The sequence below is a fragment of the Desulfuromonas carbonis genome (genome assembly GCF_054658035.1).
Genome location: NZ_BAAHXR010000001.1, coordinates 215,771 through 235,095 on the forward strand (window position 1 = coordinate 215,771; position 19,325 = coordinate 235,095).

General features: G+C 64.3%; 10 protein-coding genes. 7 read left to right on the plus strand and 3 right to left on the minus strand.

From position 1 onward, the window contains the following. Positions 1 to 266 precede the first annotated feature (266 nt). From ACYQ8E_RS01030 to ACYQ8E_RS01040, 3 genes are read right to left on the minus strand one after another with little or no spacing between them, the layout of a single operon-like run. Entirely contained in the window at positions 267 to 1,961 is a 1,695-nt protein-coding gene (locus ACYQ8E_RS01030; protein WP_066726056.1) for a sigma-54 dependent transcriptional regulator, read from the minus strand. 12 nt (positions 1,962 to 1,973) lie between these two features. Then, the gene (locus tag ACYQ8E_RS01035) at positions 1,974 to 5,876 is read right to left on the minus strand and encodes a PAS domain S-box protein (protein ID WP_066726053.1); all 3,903 of its coding nucleotides are present in this window, start codon (positions 5,874 to 5,876) and stop codon (positions 1,974 to 1,976) included. A 23-nt stretch (positions 5,877 to 5,899) separates the two neighbouring features. After that, positions 5,900 to 7,105: an ABC transporter substrate-binding protein gene (locus ACYQ8E_RS01040; protein ID WP_197463741.1), complete on the minus strand. Its 1,206-nt coding sequence runs from the start codon at positions 7,103 to 7,105 to the stop codon at positions 5,900 to 5,902. 220 nt (positions 7,106 to 7,325) lie between these two features. Between ACYQ8E_RS01040 and ACYQ8E_RS01045 the strand changes: the two genes are divergently transcribed. The 7 genes from ACYQ8E_RS01045 (at position 7,326) to aspS (ending at position 19,318) form a co-directional block, all read left to right on the plus strand. Further along, complete coding sequence (locus ACYQ8E_RS01045; RefSeq protein ID WP_157471810.1) at positions 7,326 to 8,459, plus strand: hypothetical protein; 1,134 nt, start codon at positions 7,326 to 7,328, stop codon at positions 8,457 to 8,459. Then, on the plus strand, positions 8,460 to 10,826 hold the full coding sequence (locus ACYQ8E_RS01050) for a DNA internalization-related competence protein ComEC/Rec2 (RefSeq protein WP_066726047.1): 2,367 nt from the start codon (positions 8,460 to 8,462) through the stop codon (positions 10,824 to 10,826). It abuts the gene before it with no gap. A 53-nt stretch (positions 10,827 to 10,879) separates the two neighbouring features. Then, positions 10,880 to 12,244 (plus strand): GGDEF domain-containing response regulator, encoded by a 1,365-nt coding sequence (locus ACYQ8E_RS01055; RefSeq protein ID WP_066726045.1) that lies wholly within the window; start codon positions 10,880 to 10,882, stop codon positions 12,242 to 12,244. Then, positions 12,241 to 14,718, plus strand: a complete 2,478-nt coding sequence (locus ACYQ8E_RS01060) for a tetratricopeptide repeat protein (protein ID WP_066726042.1) — start codon at positions 12,241 to 12,243, stop codon at positions 14,716 to 14,718. The genes ACYQ8E_RS01055 and ACYQ8E_RS01060 overlap by 4 nt, the downstream gene beginning before the upstream one ends. After that, on the plus strand, positions 14,711 to 16,108 hold the full coding sequence (locus ACYQ8E_RS01065) for an adenylate/guanylate cyclase domain-containing protein (RefSeq protein ID WP_459859880.1): 1,398 nt from the start codon (positions 14,711 to 14,713) through the stop codon (positions 16,106 to 16,108). The genes ACYQ8E_RS01060 and ACYQ8E_RS01065 overlap by 8 nt, the downstream gene beginning before the upstream one ends. 89 nt (positions 16,109 to 16,197) lie before the next feature. Further along, the gene (gene hisS, locus ACYQ8E_RS01070; protein WP_459859881.1) at positions 16,198 to 17,436 is read left to right on the plus strand and encodes a histidine--tRNA ligase; all 1,239 of its coding nucleotides are present in this window, start codon (positions 16,198 to 16,200) and stop codon (positions 17,434 to 17,436) included. A 94-nt stretch (positions 17,437 to 17,530) separates the two neighbouring features. Then, positions 17,531 to 19,318 carry an aspartate--tRNA ligase gene (aspS, locus tag ACYQ8E_RS01075; RefSeq protein WP_459859883.1) on the plus strand — a complete coding sequence of 596 codons (1,788 nt, stop codon included), beginning with the start codon at positions 17,531 to 17,533 and terminating at the stop codon, positions 19,316 to 19,318. The last annotated feature ends 7 nt before the right edge of the window (positions 19,319 to 19,325 follow it).

The window sequence follows — 19,325 nt, forward strand, 5'->3', positions numbered from 1 at the left end:
CATTAACCATGCCAATCTCCCACCTCCCGGGATTCACACGGGCTGGGCTGGGATCCTCGACTCACCCTAACCACAGCAAACCGGTTTTCTCTGAGAAAGGCCACCGTGTTATAAATCTATTTCCAAGAGTACGGGGAAGGTCTTGGAACCGGTTGATCGCCGGGAACGGGCCCTTGCCGACCGACATCAAACGGCGGAGGTAGTGGCACAGGTGTATCCTGACACACTTGTGTGACGGCACATAAGTGTGTCAGGGCAGACAGGATTCAGAGGTCGGGAAGTTCAGCTTCGGCGAGCTTGCGGTAGAGGGTGCGACGGCTGATACCCAGGAGCCTTGCAGCCTTGGCCTTGTTTCCCCCGGCCCGCTGCAAGGCGTCCCGCAGGGCACCGGCATCCCCGTTCGAGGGTGGAGAGTCAGGTTCAGGCCGACTAAAAGAGCGGATTTCATCGGGCAGGTGGTTGCGTTGCAGGACGGCCCCCCGGCTGAGGATGAAGGCATGTTCCAGGGCATGTTCGAGTTCCCGGATGTTGCCAGGCCAGGGGTAACTGAAGAAGAGGCGCATGACTTCCTCCTCGACCCCGGTGACGGTGCGGTTCAACTTGCGATTGAAGCGGGCAAGGAACTGGTCGACCAGCAGCGGCAGGTCGTCCCGCCGGTCTCGCAGGGGAGGAAGGTCGACCACCACCACCTTGAGCCGGTAATAGAGATCTTCGCGAAATACACCAGCACGCACCTGGGCCGCCAGGTCCCGGTTGGTTGCTGCCACAATGCGCACATCGACCTTGATCGGCCGGGCATCGCCGACCCGTTCGAATTCCTTTTCCTGAAGAACCCGCAGCAGGCGAACCTGCATCCCCGGAGAAATATCCCCGATTTCATCAAGAAAGATTGTGCCGCCATCGGCCAGTTGGAACCGCCCGACCTTGTCCCGGATGGCGCCGGTGAAAGCTCCTTTGACATGACCGAAGAGTTCACTCTCGAGCAGGCTCTCGGTCAAGGCGGAGCAGTTCACCCGGACCAGGGGAGCATCCCGCCGCCCCCCGCAAAAGTGCAGGGCCTCGGCAACCAGTTCCTTGCCGGTGCCGCTCTCGCCGCTGATCAATACGGTCGAATCGACATCAGCCAGTATATCGACCAGGGCAAAGACCTTCTGCATGACCGGGCTCCTGCCGGTCAGGCGCCGCAGTTGGGTGCGCTCGCCGAGATTCTTCTCCAGGCTGTCGAGGCGGGTTTCATCGCACATGGTCAAAACGGCGCCGGCGAAATGTCCGCCCGGCCCCATCAGCGGCGTAGCGACCAGGGACAGAACCCGCACCGGCCGCCCGGACACCAAGCAGGTGACGCGATCCCGTTTGGTCATGCGCCGTTCTTTCAGGCACTTGCGCAGAACCTCCAGACAGATGTGGCACTCCCGGTTTTCGAGCCCCGCGAGGGAGGCTCCCACCGCCAGGCCGGTGAAACAGCAGAGGGACTGGGAGACGCGATTGGCAGCAAGAACCTTGAGCTGGAAATCGACGGTGACGAGGCCATCCCGGACGCTGTCGAAGATTGCTTCCAGGTTGATCCGGTAGCGCTCCTTCTCCTCTCGCAGCTCTTGCATCTCCAGGGCCATCCGGGTCACCCGCAGCAGGATGTCCCGGGTCACCGGCTTGGCGATATAGTCATAGGCGCCGAGCCGGACCGCCTCGGCGGCGGTAGCCAGGGATGGTGCGCCGGTGACCAGAATGACCGGACACTCCTGCCCCTGTCTGCGCAACTCGGCAAGAAGATCGAGGCCGGTCTTTTCTCCCAGCAGGATGTCGGCAAAAATCAGGTCGAAACGGTGTTCCTTCAGGATCGCCAGGGCTTCGCGGAAGCTTTCGGCGGTGTTGACCAGGTGGCCGGCATCCTTGAGGAAGGAGCTGAAGGTGAAGCGAAGACTCTCTTCGTCGTCGACGACCAGGATGGCAGCTTTTTTCATACCCTTACCTGTCTATTGCTGGGGAATGACCACGGGAAGATCGATGCGGACCCTGGTGAATTGCCCTTCGACACTCTCCAGTTTCACTGTGCCGCCATGATCGTTGATAATGCCATGGCTGATGCTCAGACCGAGCCCGGTCCCCTGCCCCACCGGCTTGGTGGTGACAAAGGGATTCATGACCCGGTCAATAACATCACTGGCAATACCGCAGCCAAAATCGGTGACGGTGATGCGGACCCGCTCCTGGTCAGATTCGATCAGCTTGACCTGGATGTCGAGGATTTTATCAGGGTCAGCGCCAGGGAATTTCACGTTGAGCGCATAGTGGGAGTTATTCAATATATTGAGAAAGACCTGGCGCAGCTGTCCGGAGCGACTCATCACCCGGGGTAGATTCGGGGCGATCTCCATGCGCACATTGATCTGCTCCCGGGTCATTTTGGCCACGCAGAGGGCGAGGGCTTCCTGGAGTTCACCAGCCACGTCAACGAGCTGTTTTGCCTCCCCCTGGGGACGGGCAAAGTCGAGCAGGCTGCGCACGATGGCGCTGATCCGTTCTCCTTCATGGATGATCCGCCCGGGAAGGTCGACTTCCCCCGCGGCGTCCTGGAGGCGGTCGGCGAGGATCTGGGCATAGTTGATGATACCGTTGATGGGGTTGTTGATCTCGTGGGCCACCCCGGCCGCCAGCTCTCCGAGGGAAGCGAGGTGGGCGGTGCGGATACTCAGCTCCTGGGCCCGGACGCGAGCGGTAATATCCTGGGCAAGCTCGATGACGTTGACTACCTGCCCCAATTCGCCGCGAATGGGGATCCCCCGGATATCCCAGATCCGCCCATCGGCGGTCTCGACCTCCCCCTGCTCCATCGATTTGCTGCGGAAAGCACGGTTGGGGGGGCAGTCCTCGCAGATCTCGGCGCGCTGGAAACAGATTTCGTAACAGGGGCGCCGGGCCTCTTCGGGGACCGGGGAGTCGGTCACATCGCTGCGATCGAGGTGATTGGACCAGACCACCCGCAAATGGGGATCGAGCAGCGTGATGCGATCGGGAATCCCTGTCAATAGCGCCTGGAATTCCTGATAGAGGCTGCGGTATCTGCGCTCACTGTTGCGCAGCAGCTCTTCAGCTTGCTTCTGTTTGAGGATCCGCCCCATACCGTCGAGCAGCAGGGTCAGCTGGTGCAGATCGGTCTCGTCGTAATCCTCGGCCTTGTTGGCGACTTCGAAGACCATCTGCAACTGGCCGTTGTCAAGCAGGGGGACGTTCATGACCCGCAGCAACGTCTCCCCTTCCTGGCCCACCGACCGGGCCCAGGGGAGAGGACCGGAATAATCGTTTTCGATGACCGGACGGCACTCCTGCACCACCTCACGCCAGCGGCCGACGGCATCGAGAGGAAACTCAGTTGGCTGGGTTGCCGCTCCCTCTTCGCCGCCGCCCGCTCCGGACCGGGCGTGAAGCACCAGGCGGGTCCCGCCAGGATCGAGAGAGAAGAGGTGGCCGAAGGCGCTGCCGGTCAAACGCACCCCCTGGGAGAGGATGAACCGATGCAGGACGTCCTTGGGCACATCCTCCATCTGTGCCAACCGATAAAGGGCTTCCGATCGCAACTTGTCAAGTTGCAGGGTGCGTTCCACCTGGCGACGACGGGTAATGTCGCGAATCATAACGATCGAAAAATCACCACCGCCGGTCAGAGCCAGGTCAACCCAGACCGTTTTGCCGTCCTTTCCCTGCAGGCGGCAATCCCGCCGCAGGGAGTCGAGCCGGCCGTTGCTCTGGCGGAAATAGTCCTGGTAAAGGGAGAGCCAGTCGTCCGGATGTACCACGTCGCACAGGCTGAAGTGGCAGAGCTCCGCCTCCTCTCGGCCGAGGAGCGCGCAGAAGGGTGGATTGGCGCTGAGCAGATGCCCCTCAGGGGAGACGGTACAGATGCCCGACGGGGCGTTCTGGACGATCGCCCGAAAGCGAACCTTGGTTTTTTCCAGGGCCTGCTCGGCCTGGCGCCGCTCCAGTTCGGCCGCCGCCCGGGCAGCAAAGATCGACAGCAGGTTCTCTGCCAGGGGAATTTCCGTCAGGGGCCGCTGGAAGAGCACCACCAGTACTCCCATCGGAATCCCTTCCTGGTCGTGCAGGGGAGCACCGAGATAGCCTTCGATCCCCATCTCCTTCAGCATCATGTCCCGGGGAAAATGCGCCCAGACCCGGGACGGGTAACTGCAGACGCCCCCTGAAAGGACGGTTTCGCAAGGAGTTCCAGCCAGTTCGTAGACGAAATTGTCGGACTCCTGCCCCTGAGCGAAGACGGCGATGGTACGGACCACCGGCGGGGAACCGGCCACCTCTCCCACCAGGGCGAAATCGGCCCCCAGGGTGGCCGCCAGATGGGCGGTGATCGAAGGGAAAAAGGTCTCGCCGGTCTGGGACGCCACCCCGCGAGCGATTTCCAGCACCAGTTCGTCACTGCGCTTGCGATCGGTGATATCGTCACTGATCGCAAGCAGATGACTGATCTGGCCGGCGGCGTCAAAGAGACCGAGGATGCGTGAATCGATGGTCAGCTGGCGACCATCGCCGGGATGGTGGTAGGGAGTTTCGACCGACCAGTAGTTCCCGGGCCGCGGCAGGGTCTCCTCCGTCTGGATCGATACCGGCAGCAGATTTCCATCGAAATCGTGCCGGGCGAGGGACTCCCGATCCAGGCCGAAGATCGTCTCCGCCGCGCGGTTCCAAAGCACCCAGGGATTCTTGCCGTCGGACGGATGCAACGCCCGGACACCGACAGCGAGGGGAATATTGTCGACAATATTTGCCAGCAGAAGCTCGGAGGAGCGCAGTTCCGCCGTCCGTTCACGGACGCGGATTTCAAGAGTCTCGTTGGCGCGGTGCAGCCTCTCCACCATCCTCGCAAAGGCCTCGGTGAGAAGCCCGATCTCGTCCTGTCGCCTGTGGGTGGATGGCATCTGCAGCTTCCCCCCGTCGGCAACCAGGGCCGCAGCATGGCTCAGTTCAACAATCGGCCATGCCATTATCGTACCGAAGAATCGGGCCAACAGAAAAGCCAGACAGAGGAGCATGCCGCCGCAGATCAGGTAAAGCATGACCACCTGGCGCAACGGGGCGAAAAGTTCCTTCCGGCTCTCACCCAGATCGATGCGCATCGGGAGCTGGTTGAGGGGCGGATGAAGGTGCAGGTAGCCGGAAAGAGAGAAAAGGTCGTTTCCCGGCAATTCACCGTGGCTGCCGAGAGAGGTCTTCTCTTCCAATGTCAGTTGGTGGAAAAGCTTGGGCGGAAGGACTTCCACGAAACCGGCGAATAGCCGGCCGATATCGATCTGTACGACCAGCGCCCCCTCTACCGTCCCGGTGGGGGCAAGGAGGACGGGATGAATCAGTTCCACCAGGAACCGGCCCCGCTCCCTCACCAGAGCGGCCTGCATCCCCTTGCCGGCCAGGGCCGCTTGCACGTGGGCTGAATTTTCCAGGGAGAGAGTCTCCGGGTGGCGCTGCCGGCTGGCCACCAATTCACCACGAAAATCGACCAGCAGCAGGGTTGCCGGCACCGTCAGGTGCGCCTCGAAATCCCCCAGGAAGGGGACCAGGTAGACATCCCGCCCGCTGGCATCGACCAGGCCGTTGGCCACGAAGGAACTCCGTGAAAGGCCCTCAATGTCCCGGATCACCTGATCCAGGGAGCTTTCGAGACGTTCCACCAGGGTTTTCACCTGGCTTTCCAGGTCGGCGGCCAGACTTCGCTCCAGCAGGCCGGACAAGGCGGTATAGCTGGAACCGCCCACCACCGCCAGCATGAAGGTGGCGCCTAGCAGGATCGACAGGGTCAGCCGATTGGCGAGACTGGCCGAGAACCATCGGCTCAGCTTGGTCAATAGTGCCCTGAAACGGTAGAACATAACGCATATTCCCGGGAAAGGTTTCAGCGACCGATCGGGACAATGGCCTGATCATTCCGATCGTAAGCGGCCATGAAGACGTCGGACCGGTCCAGGGCATCGTGGCGGTCGGGAGCAAAGGGGCGGGAAAAGTGACGGACCAACCCCTGGTAGTTACGGACCTGTTCCAGCGCCGCCCGCACCGCGGGCCGGTCGGTGGTACCGGCCCGGTCGATCGCCCTAGCCAGAAGATGGGTCAGATCGTAGGCATGAGCCAATCCGACCGGGGAAGGAATCTGCCTCGCGCCAACCCCCATGAGACCTTCGGCGGCGCGCAGTACCCGCCGTGCTACCGGGTCAGTGGCCCCGACAAAGGAATAGGTTTGCACCACCGCCAGATCCACCTCGGCCAGGCTGGTACCCGCCAGTTTTGGGAAGGTGCCGCCGGTGATGCCCCAATGACAGAGCAGGGGGATCCGTTTCGGGGCGGGGAGTGCCGCCATTTCCCTGACCAGTACCGCTGCGGTCTCGACGTTGGTGACCATGATGACTGCCTCGGCCCCGGCCCGGCACAACTCCAGGTAACGGTCGATCAACGAGGTATCCTGCCAGTTGAACCATGTCTGGCCGACGATCCGGAGCCCCTGCGACTCGCCCTGCAAATGGCGCTCGGCAGCCGCCAGACTGCTTCTCCCCCAACTGGTATTGAGCAGCAACAGGCCGACCCGACGAAGACCGCGGGCTCGGGCATGCTCAAGCATGACCGGCATGGCGTCGTTGTCCTTGAGAGAAAGGCGAAAGACGTAATTGGGATGGTAACCATTTTCAACCACCCCATCGGCCGCCGCCCAGGGATCGAGGAGGATCAGGTGCTGTTGGTGTATCAGGGGGAGCGCAGCGACAATCGGCGGACTGAAACGGCCGCAGAAGACCGCAACGAGGTCGGGCATGGCGGCCAGTTCTTCCATATTGACCAGGCTGCGGGCCGGGACCGAATTGTTGGCCCGTTCGACCAGCTTCAGAGGCCGGCCGCCGAGTACACCGCCTTGATGGTTGATTTCTGCGATGGCGATCTGTACGCCGTAGCTGATCGCTTCGGCGGAAGTACTGTCACGGTAGCCGAATTCTGCGTCTATCCCGATGTAGACCGGTTGCGCCGAGGGGAGAGCGGACGGCTCGGCGGCCAAAGCGGCAGGCCCCGACCAGAGCAGCGACGACCAGAAAAAAAGATGGCAGACGACTTGTTTCAAGGATTATGCCTCCTCTCCTGCTCCTACCGGCCCGGCATAACGCAATGGCAGGGCGTCCACCCGGCACGGAACGCCGGGCCCGGTACGATCATTCCGCAACAATCTAACCCGACCGCCGGCAATTGCCAAGCGCGAAGGTGAGCGCGAAGGTGAGGGAGAGGCTTTCCATCTGGCGCGGGTTATGGTAGCTTTTCAGCGTATTTTGCGAGGAGGGTGCGCTTTGATGTTGCGAATTCATGTCTTTATTTTCATGGCTGTGCTGATCGTCGGCCAGGCACTGCCGGCCGCGGCCGCCACCAGCCAGCGCCAGTGGATGCAGAGCCTGGTCGAAGCCCTCGGCTGGTCCTACGGGCTCCCCGACGAACCGACGGATGAAGATTATCGTACCATCCTGCAGGGTGACCGCTCGTTCCACTTCGAGGCCGAGGATATCTTCAACACCGAGGATGTCGTCGCGGTCAGCAATCTGCAAAACTTCGGTCCCTTCAGCGGGCGGGGCTGGCTCGCCGGCATTTCGACACCGACTACGGTCCACCTGCAATTTCTCCTCCCCCTCGCCGGGAACTATCGTCTCCAGGCCGGTCTCATCAACGCCGGCCACCAGTTCATCCTCGACGACTACCACTTCACCGGGGATGGCACCCGGCGGCTCGAACTGGTCGAACTTGGGGAATACGCCCTCCCGGCCGGCCCGCAACTGCTGGAAGATCTGATGCCGCCCAACGGGGGGATCGACGACCTTATCCTGACGGCCCCACCGCTGACGCCAATTCGCCCCCTTGCCGGCTGGGACCCCCAGGCCGCCCTGACCATGGACGACCTGGCCGTAACGGCGATCCGGCTCCTCGGCATGGAGCCCTTCCTCCCGCCGGGGAATCTCGACCTGACCGTCGAGGCCGAGCAGGCGTCGAGTCTGGATGGCGCCCGCCCAACCGACCAGCGCTTTCTCGGGCCACCCAGCGCGGGAAGCTGGGTGCGGGCCGGCGCCGAACCCGCCAGGGTCAGCATCGACTTCGACCTCCCCCGCTCTGCCGTCTATCACCTCTCCCTGCGTGCCGTCGGCCCGGGCCGACTGACCGGGATCCTCGACCAGCGCGAGGAACTCGCCTGCAGCGCCGACCCCTTCCTGAGCGACCAGCCCGTCGGCAGCTTTTACCTTGCCGCCGGCAGCCATCACCTGGAGCTCCTCCTCCCGCCGCGCGGCGGCATTGACGCCGTGAAGCTGCGCGCTGCGGTTACGGACGGGGCCGCCTACCGCCGCCTCGCCGGGCTTGCCGGGGCCGGTAACGAGCCGACGTCGGGGCAGATCGACCGCCTGCTGCGCCTGCTTGCCGCCATCGGCAGCGACCGCTAGATGGCGCTGGGCCTGCCCGTCCTGCTGGCAGCCTACGCCAGCGGCCTGCTCGCCGCTCCCTACCTCTTTCCTGCCCCCTGGTTCCCTTTCCTGCCGCTGCTCGCCGGCGGCCTTTGGCTGGCGTGGCCGCAGCGCCGCCTGGCGCCTCTGCTCCTCCTTCTCTGTTTTTCCTGCCTGGGGCTGGTTCGCTACCAGCTTCAGCTCCAGTCACCAACCGGCAGCGGACATGTCGCTGCCTGGGTCGGCGAGAAGCCACTGCGGGTTACCGGTCGGGTCGAGCGGGTCATGTCGCGCCCGGAGCAGCGCAGCGTTATCGACCTTGAGGCGCACACCCTGACCGTGGCCGGACAGAGCCGTACGGTCCGGGGGATAGTGCGGATTTTTCTCGACTCGCCGCCCGAAGCGGCGGCCCCCGGTCGCGAAGTCAGCCTCTGGACCCGGTTACGGAAGCCACGCGACTTCGGCACTCCCGGCGAATTCGCCTATCGTCGCCACCTCGCCCGCGAAGGGATTTTTGTTACCGCCTATCTGCCGGGAAGTGAAGGACTCGCCGTCCTGGCGGGCGACCGGCCCGACCTCAGCGCCACCATCGCGCGCTGGCGGCTGGCCGCAGCAGCATTTATGGACAGTTACCTCCCCCCTGAAGAGGGGATTCTGGCACGGGCGCTGCTGATTGGCGACCAGGGGGGATTCTCCGCCGAACTCCGCGAGCGCCTCGCCGCCTGCGGCCTCTCTCACCTCTTTGCCATTTCCGGGATGCACCTCGGCTTTCTCGCCGGTTTTCTCTACCTCGCTGCACGCGCCTTCTACCGGCGCAGCAGTCGCCTGCTGCTCTGGGCCCCGCCGCGCCGCGTACTCCCCCTTGCCCTGTTGCCGCTGCTCGGCTTCTACCTGGTAATGAGCGGTGGCGCGCTTGCCACCAGCCGGGCTTTTCTGATCGCCGTTGGCGCAGCCCTCTACCTGGCACTCTCCCGCACCCTCGCCCCGCTGCGGACCCTCGCCGCAGCAGCCATGATCCTGCTGCTCCTCGATCCACTCGCCATCTTCGAACCAGGCTTTCAGCTCTCCTTTGCCGGCGCCGCCGGCCTCCTGGTTCTGCTCCCCCCCTGGCAAGAGCGGCTTCGCAGCTGGTCTCGTCCCTGGCGCTGGGGGGCCACGCTCTTTTTGGCGAGCCTGGCGGCGACCCTCGCCACCTTGCCGCTGGCGGTCGCCCACTTCTATCGCTTCGCTCCGGTCGCCCCGATCTCCAACCTGCTGGCGGTACCCTTGATCGCCCTGGTCGCCCTCCCCTGCGGGCTCGCCGCATTGCTGCTTGCCCCCCTGGCCCTGCCCCCCGCCGTCGGGCTTCTTAAACTGAGTGGGCTGGCGACGAGCCTGGCACTCAGCGCCGGTGAAGCCCTGGCCGGCCTGCCATGGCTCTCGGGGCGGGTCTGGTACCCGACCCCGGCCACCCTCGTCGGCATCAGCCTCCTCGTGATTGCCGTGGGACTCGCCGGTCACTCCCGCCGCTGGCGCCGGAGCGCCTTTCTGGTGGCGGCAGCAGGAATTCTGGTCTGGTCCTGGCCGGTCTCCGCACCCGGCGGAATGCGCCTCACCGCCCTAAGTGTCGGTCAGAGCGAAGCCTTGCTCCTCACTCTCCCCGGCGGGGAGAACCTCCTGATTGATGGGGGCGGCAGCCGCGATCCGCACATCGATATCGGCAAACGCCTGGTTGCCCCGGCCCTTGCCCGGCTCGGGGTTCAGCACCTGGATGCAGTCCTCCTCACCCATCCCCACCCCGATCACAGTGGCGGACTGCAGGAGGTCCTCGCCACCTTTCCCGTCGCCGAACTGTGGGCCGGCCCCGGGCCGGAAGACCTGCCGGCCCCCTTGGCCCGCCTTGCCGCCGAGCGACAGATTCCGCGCCGGCGGTTTGCTCCGGGCTGGCAGCAGCTCGCAACCGCCCCGGGTCTGGAACTCGACCTTTATTGCCCTCCCGCCGAGGTTGCCTCGGCCAATGACCGCTCACTGGTCCTCTATGCCCGGCAGGGGAAGCGCGGCCTGCTGCTGACGGGGGATCTCGGGGCGGCAGGAATCCGGCGCCTCCTATCCGAGCCGCTGCCAGGCCCAGTCGATCTGCTGAAAATTCCCCACCATGGCAGTCGCCACTCGGCCCCGGAGCTGTTGATGCAGACCCTGCATCCCGCCCAGGCCCTGGTTTCGGTTGGCGCCGGCAACAGCTACCGGTTCCCCGATCCGGTCGTCCTCGCTGCCCTTGAGCGGAACGGGACGACGCTCTGGCGAACCGATCGCGATGGGACGGTTCGTTTCCTCGCCCTGGAGGACGGCTGGCAGCCGCAACGTTGGCAAAGAGGGCTTTTCCGTTGACAGAACTAGGGGATTTTGCTAGCTATGGACTTCTTTCCCGGGAGCGTGCCCAGATGAGCGAATCGACCATCCTGGTTGTCGATGACGAACTTTTTTTCCGCCGCCTTTTTGCCGAAATTCTCGGGGACGAAGGGTACCGTGTGGAGACCGTCGCTTCCGGCGATGAAGCACTCAACCGGATTCGGAGCGGCGGTGTCGCCATCGTACTGACCGACATGGTCATGCCCGGGCTGGACGGCCTCGAACTGCTGCGCCTCTCGCGCAGCGTCGACAACCCGCCCGAGGTCATCCTCGCGACCGGTCACGCGACCCTCGAAACCGCGATCCAGGCGCTCAAAAGCGGGGCCCGGGATTACCTGGTCAAACCCTTCAACCCCGAAGAGTTGCGCCACCTGGTCCGGACCTGCCTTGAGCAGCGCCGCCTGCTCGATGAAAATTCCCTGCTCAAAAGCCAAATCCGCCTCTTCCAGAAGGGGCAGAACCTGGCCTCCATGCTTGAAATCAACCGCCTTATTCCCCAGGCGGTTTCGACCATGCTGCAGGAAATCGGCAGCGGCCGCGGCTTCGGTTTTTTGACCGGCAAGGAGAGTGTCTCCCGCCTGATCGGTGCGGAAACCATCGACCCGGAATCCGCCCAGGCCCTTGCCAGTGCCCTGCTGAAGCCGCTCAAGGAAGCCACCGGCCTGGTTACCCTTGCGGCCGAGTCTCTCGGCGGAGAGGTTCTCCCCGGGCTGAAGAGTGTCCTGCTGCTGCCGCTGCGCTGCCAGAACAGCACCAAGGGCGCCCTGGTGCTGTGCAATCCCCCCGAACACGACTTCCTCGACATCCCCCGCGACAGCCTCCTCTTTCTCGCCGAGCAGACCGCCCTCGGCTTCGAGAATGCCTTTCGCTACCAGGGCGCCCGGGAGTTGATGTACACCGATGACCTGACCGGGCTCTACAACCATCGCTACCTGCACATGGCCATTGACCAGGAGATCCGCCGGGCCGGTCGCTACGGGCTGGAGTTTGCCCTGGTCTTTATCGATCTCGATTATTTCAAGAACATCAATGACAGCCACGGACACCTTGCCGGCTCCAAGACTCTCAAGGAAGTCGCCATGCTGCTGCGCAAGGCTGTTCGCGAGGTCGACAGCCTCTTCCGCTATGGCGGGGACGAGTTCACGGCCCTGCTGGTCGAGACCGATTCCCGGGGCGCGGCGGTGGTGGCCGAGCGCATGCGGCGCCAGATCGAGCAGCACACCTTCCTGGTTGAGGAGGGGATCAACACCCGCCTGACCGCCACCGTCGGCTTTGCCTGTTTTCCGGAACATGCCGAACGGAAAAAGGAGATCATCGACCGGGCCGACCGGGCGATGTACGCCGGCAAAAAGGTTCGCAACGTCTCTCGCTGCGCGGGGGAGTTTGAGGGCCCATGAGCCGCGGCAGTTCCTGGCAGACGGCCCTGGCCGGCCTCGCCATGCTGGTTATTCTCTCCCTCTTCCCGAATGTGGCGCTGGCTCTTGAGAGTGGCGGGGATGGCCTCGTCGAGCGCTACCGGGAAGCGTTGCGCGTCGATCCGGACAACCTGCCACTCCACTATTTTCTTGGCATGGCGCTCCTCTTGGCCGGCGACAATCAGGGGGCCGTCGCCGAATTCCGCCTGGCTTATCCTGCCTTTACCGACTCCGTCGAAATGCATTACAACCTCGGGCTCGCCTATGCCCGACTCGGCGATCTCGACAGCGCCCAGCTCTATTTCGATCAGGCCGAGAGTCTCGGCGCCCTCGATGAACCGGAAGTCTATCCCCTCGCCAATGCCTATTACAATCTGGCCCTGGCCTACCTCGAAAAGGAGAACCTCGACGAGGCCCGCCGCCTTTTGTCCAAGGTCCTGGCGCTGGCCCCCGATCGCCTCGAAATCCATCGGCTGATCGGCGACTCTCTGGCACGCAGCGGCCAGATCGATGCAGCTCTGGAAGAGTTTTCCCGCTATCTCGACCACTACCCCTCCGACACCAGCGCCCGCGAATATGTCTACGCGCTCCACTTCAACCGTGGCCTGAAAGCCCTCGAACTGAACGACCTCGCTGCCGCCCGCAGCGCTTTCAGCAACGCGCTGGCGGCGGCGCCCGATAGTCCGGTGGCGCTCTATTACCTCGGAACCATCGCCTACCGCAGCGGCGATTACGCCGGGGCGATCGAGATTCTCGGCCCGATCTACGCCGAGGCCCCAGCCGAATTACGCTCCAGTACCCACTCGATGCTCTACAACAGTGCGCTGACCCTCCTCGAAAGAAAGTCCTACGCTGCGGCGAGGCAGGCGGCCAAGGCGCTGGTCGCCACCCCCGATGCCACCGCCAAGGATTATTACCTCGCCGGCAACATCGATCTGGCCCTGAAGGAGTTCGCCCCGGCTGCGACCAACTACCGCCGGGTACTCGCTCTCGAGCCGACCCACCGCGGAGCGACTGTCAACCTGGTCGCTGCGCAGAACGGAGCGGCCGATGCGGCCTTTGCGGAGGGGCGGCGGCTCTATGGTGACCAGGATTACCGTGGCGCCCTCGACTACTTCGAGCAGGCGCTGGCCATGGTCTCCGGCGACCCGCGTGCGCTCGCCTTCGCAGCCAAGGCGCGCGCAGCCCTCGCCCGGCAGGCCGAGGAGCATTTCGCCGCGGCACGTTCCGCTCTGGCGGCCGGCAATCCGCGCCTGGCGCTGGAAGAGGCGACCAGAGGGCTCGCCGCCGATCCGGCGGCCGCAGCCGGCAACGACCTGAAGCAACAGGCCCTCGATCGCCTGTCGCAGGAAATCAGCGGCGGCCTGGAAGAGGGGCAACGGCTGGCCGCGGCCGGAGATCTGGCGGCAGCGACTGCGGCCTATCGCCGGGTCCTGGAACTCGCCCCGGGGGAGCCCCGGGCGCAGGCCGGCCTTGACGCGGTGGCCGCCCAATCCCGGGAAGCTGCCCTTGAAGCGATCGCGCGCCAGGGTCAGGCCCTTGACGAGGGACGTCTCGACGACGCCGCCGCGGCACTCGCTCTGGCGAAATCTTTCGCCCCCAATCTGGCCGAGGTGGAGGTTGCCGAAAAACGCCTCGAAAGCATGGTCAACACCCTGGTTGCCGAAGAACTCCTCTGGGGGCGTCGCGCCCACAGCGCCGGGCAACTGGCCGAGGCCCGGGAACATTTCAACAACGCCCTCGCTCTAAAGGATTCACCGGAAGTTCGGCAGGAGCTGTCCAGCCTCGCGGCCGCCAGCGCCGACAAGGCCGCCAGCCTGCTCGACTCCGCCCGGCAGGCGACGGCGGCGCACAATTTCAAGCGTGCCCGCATCCTCTACGACCGGTTGCTCGCCCTGGTTCCCGACCATGCCGAGGCGCGCCGCGAGCAGGGGGAACTGGAAAACGCCGTCGACCGCTTCGTCGTCGCGAATCTGGTCAAGGCCAAGGAGGCTCTCGCTGCCGGGAATCTGGAGGGAGCGCTCGCCAGTTACCGCAAGGTGCTGGACATCGATCCGGCCAACCCCCAGGCCCTGACCGGTCTGGAAGCCGGTCGCAAGCAGCTGGCCGGCCGCCTCGCCGACCTGGTGCGCGACGGAAACCGCGCCCTCGGCGACGGGCACTTCAGCGAAGCGGCTGCGACCTTCCGCCAGGCTCTCGCCATCGACCCCTACCAGGCGGAGGCCCGTGGCGCCCTGAAGCGAATCGACCAGCTGCGCCTCTCCGGGGTCAATCCCGGCGACGAGCAGGCCCTTTACCTGCAGGGAATCGAGTTCTACACCCGCGGCAGATACCGGGAGGCGATCGATGCCTGGCAGAAGGTTCTCGCCCTCGATCCGGGACATGAGAAGTCGCGGATGAACATTGAAAAGGCGCAGCGCAAGCTGCAGCGCATCGAGGAGTTCCGGGGTGGCTGAACGGATTGCCGTTTTTGCCAGCCTGCGCTTCAAGTTCGCGCTGCTGCTGGCCCTCTTCAGCGGGGCCCTGATGCTGGCGGTGATGCTCCTCATGGAGCAGAACATCCGCTCGTCCCTGGTGCGGGAGAATATCGAGAAGGGGCTGGGGATCGCCCGCGGCGTCGCCTTCAACGCCGAGGACCCGCTCCTCACCGGCGATGACCTCTATCTCTTCTCCGCCGTCAAAAATGCGGTGCGCGGCTCCGGCATCGAATACGCCTTGATCGTCGACCGCAAGGGGCGGATTCGTGCCGCCGCCGACATGGCACGGGTCGGCACCGACTTTACCCTCCCCGGCGAGGCCCGGCTGCTGCCAGTGGAGGGGAGCTACGTCGTCCGGCGCGTCGGCAACGGCGCCGGCCTCCTCGATCTCGAAGTACCGATCTACTCGGTCGCGGACCGGCCGGTCCGACTCGGCGATATCCACCTCGGGCTCTCCGAAGCCCTGGTCGCTGCCGAAATCGAGGCGATGCGCCAGCGCCTCGGCGTGCTTGCCGGCGTTGCCCTGGTCCTCGGCAGCCTCGCCGCCTACCTCCTCGCCGGTGTCAGCCTGCGCCCGGTCCACGCCCTGGTGCGCGGGGTCCGGGCCATCGGCGGCGGCAACCTGGAACAGCACCTCGACCTGAAGCGCAACGATGAACTCGGCGTCCTCACCGACGCTTTTAACGAAATGGCGAGCAGCCTGCGCGAAAAGGAATTCATCAAGAACACCTTTGAGCGCTATGTCAGCAAGCCGCTGGCGGAGACCATTCTGCGCCATCGCGACGATCTCAAGCTCGGCGGTGAAGAGAAGGAGGTCACCATCCTCTTCTGTGACATCCGCCGCTTTACCTCGCTGGCCGAACGGCTGCCGCCGGCCCAGGTCGTGGAGCTGCTCAACGACTACTTCACCCTGATGATCCAGCTCGTCATCGACCACGAAGGGATGGTCGACAAGCTGATGGGCGACTCGGTCATGGCGCTTTTCGGCGCCCCCCTCTCCCTCGGCAACGATCCGTTGCGCGCCGTTCACTGCGCCATTGAAATGCAGCGGGCGGTCAGGAACTTCAACCAGGAGCGCGCAGCCCAGGATCTCCCGCCCCTCGAAATGGGGATCGGCATCAACACCGGACCGGTCATCGCCGGCAACATCGGGTCGGCGACGCGCATGGAATATACGGTCATCGGCGACAGCGTCAATATTGCCGCGCGGCTCCAGGGTCTCGCCAGACCGGGAGAGATTCTCGTCTCGGAAGGGACCTACCGGACGATCCGCGAGCAGCTGGTGGCGGAGGCGTTGCCACCCATCGAGCTGAAGGGAAAACGGATTCCGGTCGGCGTCTACCGGGTGGAGAGCCTCCGCCCCGGCTGAGCACTGCGTTCACCGCCGTCACGTCCCACTTAATTTGAATTATTTTTTTGAAAGGCACTGACAACGTGAGCATTACAGGCATTAAAGGGATGAACGATATTCTGCCGGGGGAGGTGGCGACCTGGCAGGAACTGGAGGCGGCCGCACGGCGCGTCTTCCGCAGCTACGGCTTCAGCGAGATCCGCGTCCCGGTGGTCGAGAAGACCGATCTTTTCTGCCGTTCCATCGGCGAAACGACCGATATCGTCGAAAAGGAGATGTATACCTTTACCGACAAGGGGGGCACCTCGCTGACGCTGCGCCCGGAGGGGACGGCGCCGGTGATGCGCGCCTTCATCGAGCACAAGCTGCATGCCCAGGATTCGGTCGCCAAGCTCTACTACATGGGGCCGATGTTCCGCTACGAACGGCCGCAAAAGGGACGCTACCGCCAGTTTCACCAGATCGGGGCCGAAGTCATCGGCCTCGACGACCCGCGCTGCGATGCCCAGGTTCTCGCCATGCTCGACCACTATTTTGCCGAGGTCGGCATACCCGACGTCCAGCTGCAGATCAACTCCCTCGGTTGCCCCGAGTGCCGCCCGGCCTACCGCCAGGCGCTGGTCGCCTTTCTCGAAACCCGCCTCGATCATCTCTGCGACGACTGCCGCCGGCGCTGGCAGCAGAATCCGCTGCGGGTTCTCGACTGCAAGGTGCCGGGCTGCAAGGAAGCGACTGCCGGCGCCCCCTCGGTTCTCGACCATCTCTGCGGCGGCTGCGCCGACCACTTCGCCGCGGTGCAGAGCTACCTCACCGATCTCGGCACGGTTTTCGTCATCAACCCGCGCATGGTGCGTGGCCTCGACTATTACACCAAGACCACCTTCGAGATGGTCACCGGCAATCTCGGGGCACAGAACGCGGTAGCCGCAGGGGGGCGTTACGACGGACTGATTCGCGACCTGGGCGGCCCCCCCCTCCCCGGAATCGGTTTCGCCATGGGCGTCGAGCGCCTGGTGCTGCTGAAAGGGAGTCCGCAGGCGGTGCCGCGCCTTGACTGCTTTCTCGCCACCCTTGGCAGCGAGGCCGCGCGTCATGCCTTTCTGCTGATGCACCAGCTGCAGCGCGCCGGCTTGCAGGTCGATACCGACCTCGAAGGGAAGAGCCTCAAAGCGCAGATGCGTCGGGCCGGGAAGCTCGGCGCGCGGTTTGCCGTCATCCTCGGCGGCGATGAACTGGCCGCCGGTCGGGCCCAGTTGCGCAACATGGACGCCGGCAACCAGGAGGAGGTCCCCCTCGACGCCCTTCGTGCCCGTCTGCAGGAGTTGCTCGCCGGGGGAGAGGCCTGATTGCATTCTCCTTGACGCTGGCCGGAGGGGGTTTGTATAATCCTGCCTTTCCGGGCGCGGCCCGATCCATCAAACAACTCTGGAGGGACTTCCCTTGAACGACATTTTCGGCGATTGGAAACGAAGCCACTACTGCGGCATGGTCACCGCCGCCCAGATTGGCCAGGAAGTCTGCCTGACCGGCTGGGTGCAGCGCCGTCGCGACCACGGTGGCCTGATCTTCATCGACCTGCGCGACCGCGAAGGGATCGTGCAACTCGCCCTTGACCCGGACCGTGACCCCGAAGCCCACACCAAGGCCGACCGGGTTCGCAACGAGTATGTCGTCGCCATCAAGGGGATCGTCTCGCCACGGCCCGCCGGAACCGTCAATCCGAAGATGAAGACCGGCGAGGTCGAGGTCGAGGTGCGCGAGATGCGAATCCTCAATACGGCCAAGACCCCCCCGTTCATGCTCGACGAGTTCACCGAGGTCGCCGAAAATATCCGCCTCAAGTACCGCTATCTCGACCTGCGCCGGCCGGCCATCCAGCAGAACCTGATGCTGCGCTACCAGGTCACGCGCACCGTCCGTCGCTACCTCGACGCCGAGGGCTTCCTCGATATCGAAACCCCGGTACTGACCAAGAGCACCCCGGAGGGGGCGCGCGATTACCTGGTGCCGAGCCGGGTCAATCCTGGAACTTTTTATGCTCTTCCCCAGTCCCCCCAGCTCTTCAAGCAGCTGCTGATGGTCTCCGGTTTTGACCGCTACTTCCAGATCGTCAAATGCTTCCGCGATGAGGATCTGCGCGCCGATCGCCAGCCCGAGTTCACCCAGATCGACTGCGAGATGAGCTTTGTCGGCCGCGACGACGTCATCGCGGTCATGGAGGGGATGATCGCCGCCATCTTCAAGGAAACGATCGGCGTTGCGGTCCCGCTGCCGATGCCCCGCATGACCTACGCCGAAGCCCTCGACCGCTTCGGGGTCGACAACCCCGATCTGCGGTTCGATCTCGAACTGGTCGGACTCTCCGATCTGGTGAAGGGGTGCGGCTTCAAGGTCTTCGCCGATGCCGTCGCCGGCGGTGGCCAGGTCAAGGCGATCAACGTCAAGGGGGGCGCCAGCCTCTCGCGCAAGGAGCTCGACGACCTCACCGAGTTCGTCAAGATCTACGGCGCCAAGGGGATGGCCTGGGTAAAAATGACCGAGGAGGGGTGGCAGTCCCCCATCGCCAAATTCTTTAGCGCGGACGAGCTTGCGGCGATCAACCAGCGCCTCGGCGCCGAGTTGGGAGACCTGCTCCTCTTTGGCGCCGACTCCTACAAGGTGGTCAACGAATCCCTCGGCCGCCTGCGCGGCCACCTCGGCCACAAGCTCGGTCTCGCCAAAAAGGACGACTACCGTTTCGTCTGGGTGACCGACTTCCCGCTCCTGGAGTGGGATGCCGAGGCCCGCCGCCACGTCGCCGTCCATCATCCTTTCACCGCGCCGATGGATGAAGACCTTGCCCTGCTCGACTCCGATCCCGGCAAGGCGCGGGCCAAGGCCTATGACCTCGTCCTCAACGGTTCGGAGATCGGCGGCGGCTCGATCCGTATCCACGACCAGGCGATCCAGAGCCGCATGTTCGACCTGATGGGGATCGGCGAGGAGGAGGCGCGGATGAAATTCGGCTTCCTCCTCGACGCCCTCGAATTCGGGGCCCCGCCCCATGGCGGCATCGCCTTCGGTCTCGATCGTTTGACCATGATCCTGACCGGCTCCGATTCGATCCGCGACGTCATCGCCTTCCCCAAGACCCAGAAAGCGACCTGCCTGATGTCCGAAGCCCCGGGTGAAGTCGACGAAAAACAGCTGCGCGAGTTGGCCATCCGCACCGTGACCCGGGCGAAATGATCCTGCG

Coding starts and splice junctions, on each gene's coding strand:
- ACYQ8E_RS01030 (WP_066726056.1), bottom strand. CDS start 1,961: ATGAAAAAAGCTGCCATCCTGGTCGTCGACGACGAAGAGAGTCTTCGC.
- ACYQ8E_RS01035 (WP_066726053.1), bottom strand. CDS start 5,876: ATGTTCTACCGTTTCAGGGCACTATTGACCAAGCTGAGCCGATGGTTC.
- ACYQ8E_RS01050 (WP_066726047.1), top strand. CDS start 8,460: ATGGCGCTGGGCCTGCCCGTCCTGCTGGCAGCCTACGCCAGCGGCCTG.
- ACYQ8E_RS01055 (WP_066726045.1), top strand. CDS start 10,880: ATGAGCGAATCGACCATCCTGGTTGTCGATGACGAACTTTTTTTCCGC.
- ACYQ8E_RS01060 (WP_066726042.1), top strand. CDS start 12,241: ATGAGCCGCGGCAGTTCCTGGCAGACGGCCCTGGCCGGCCTCGCCATG.
- hisS (WP_459859881.1), top strand. CDS start 16,198: ATGAACGATATTCTGCCGGGGGAGGTGGCGACCTGGCAGGAACTGGAG.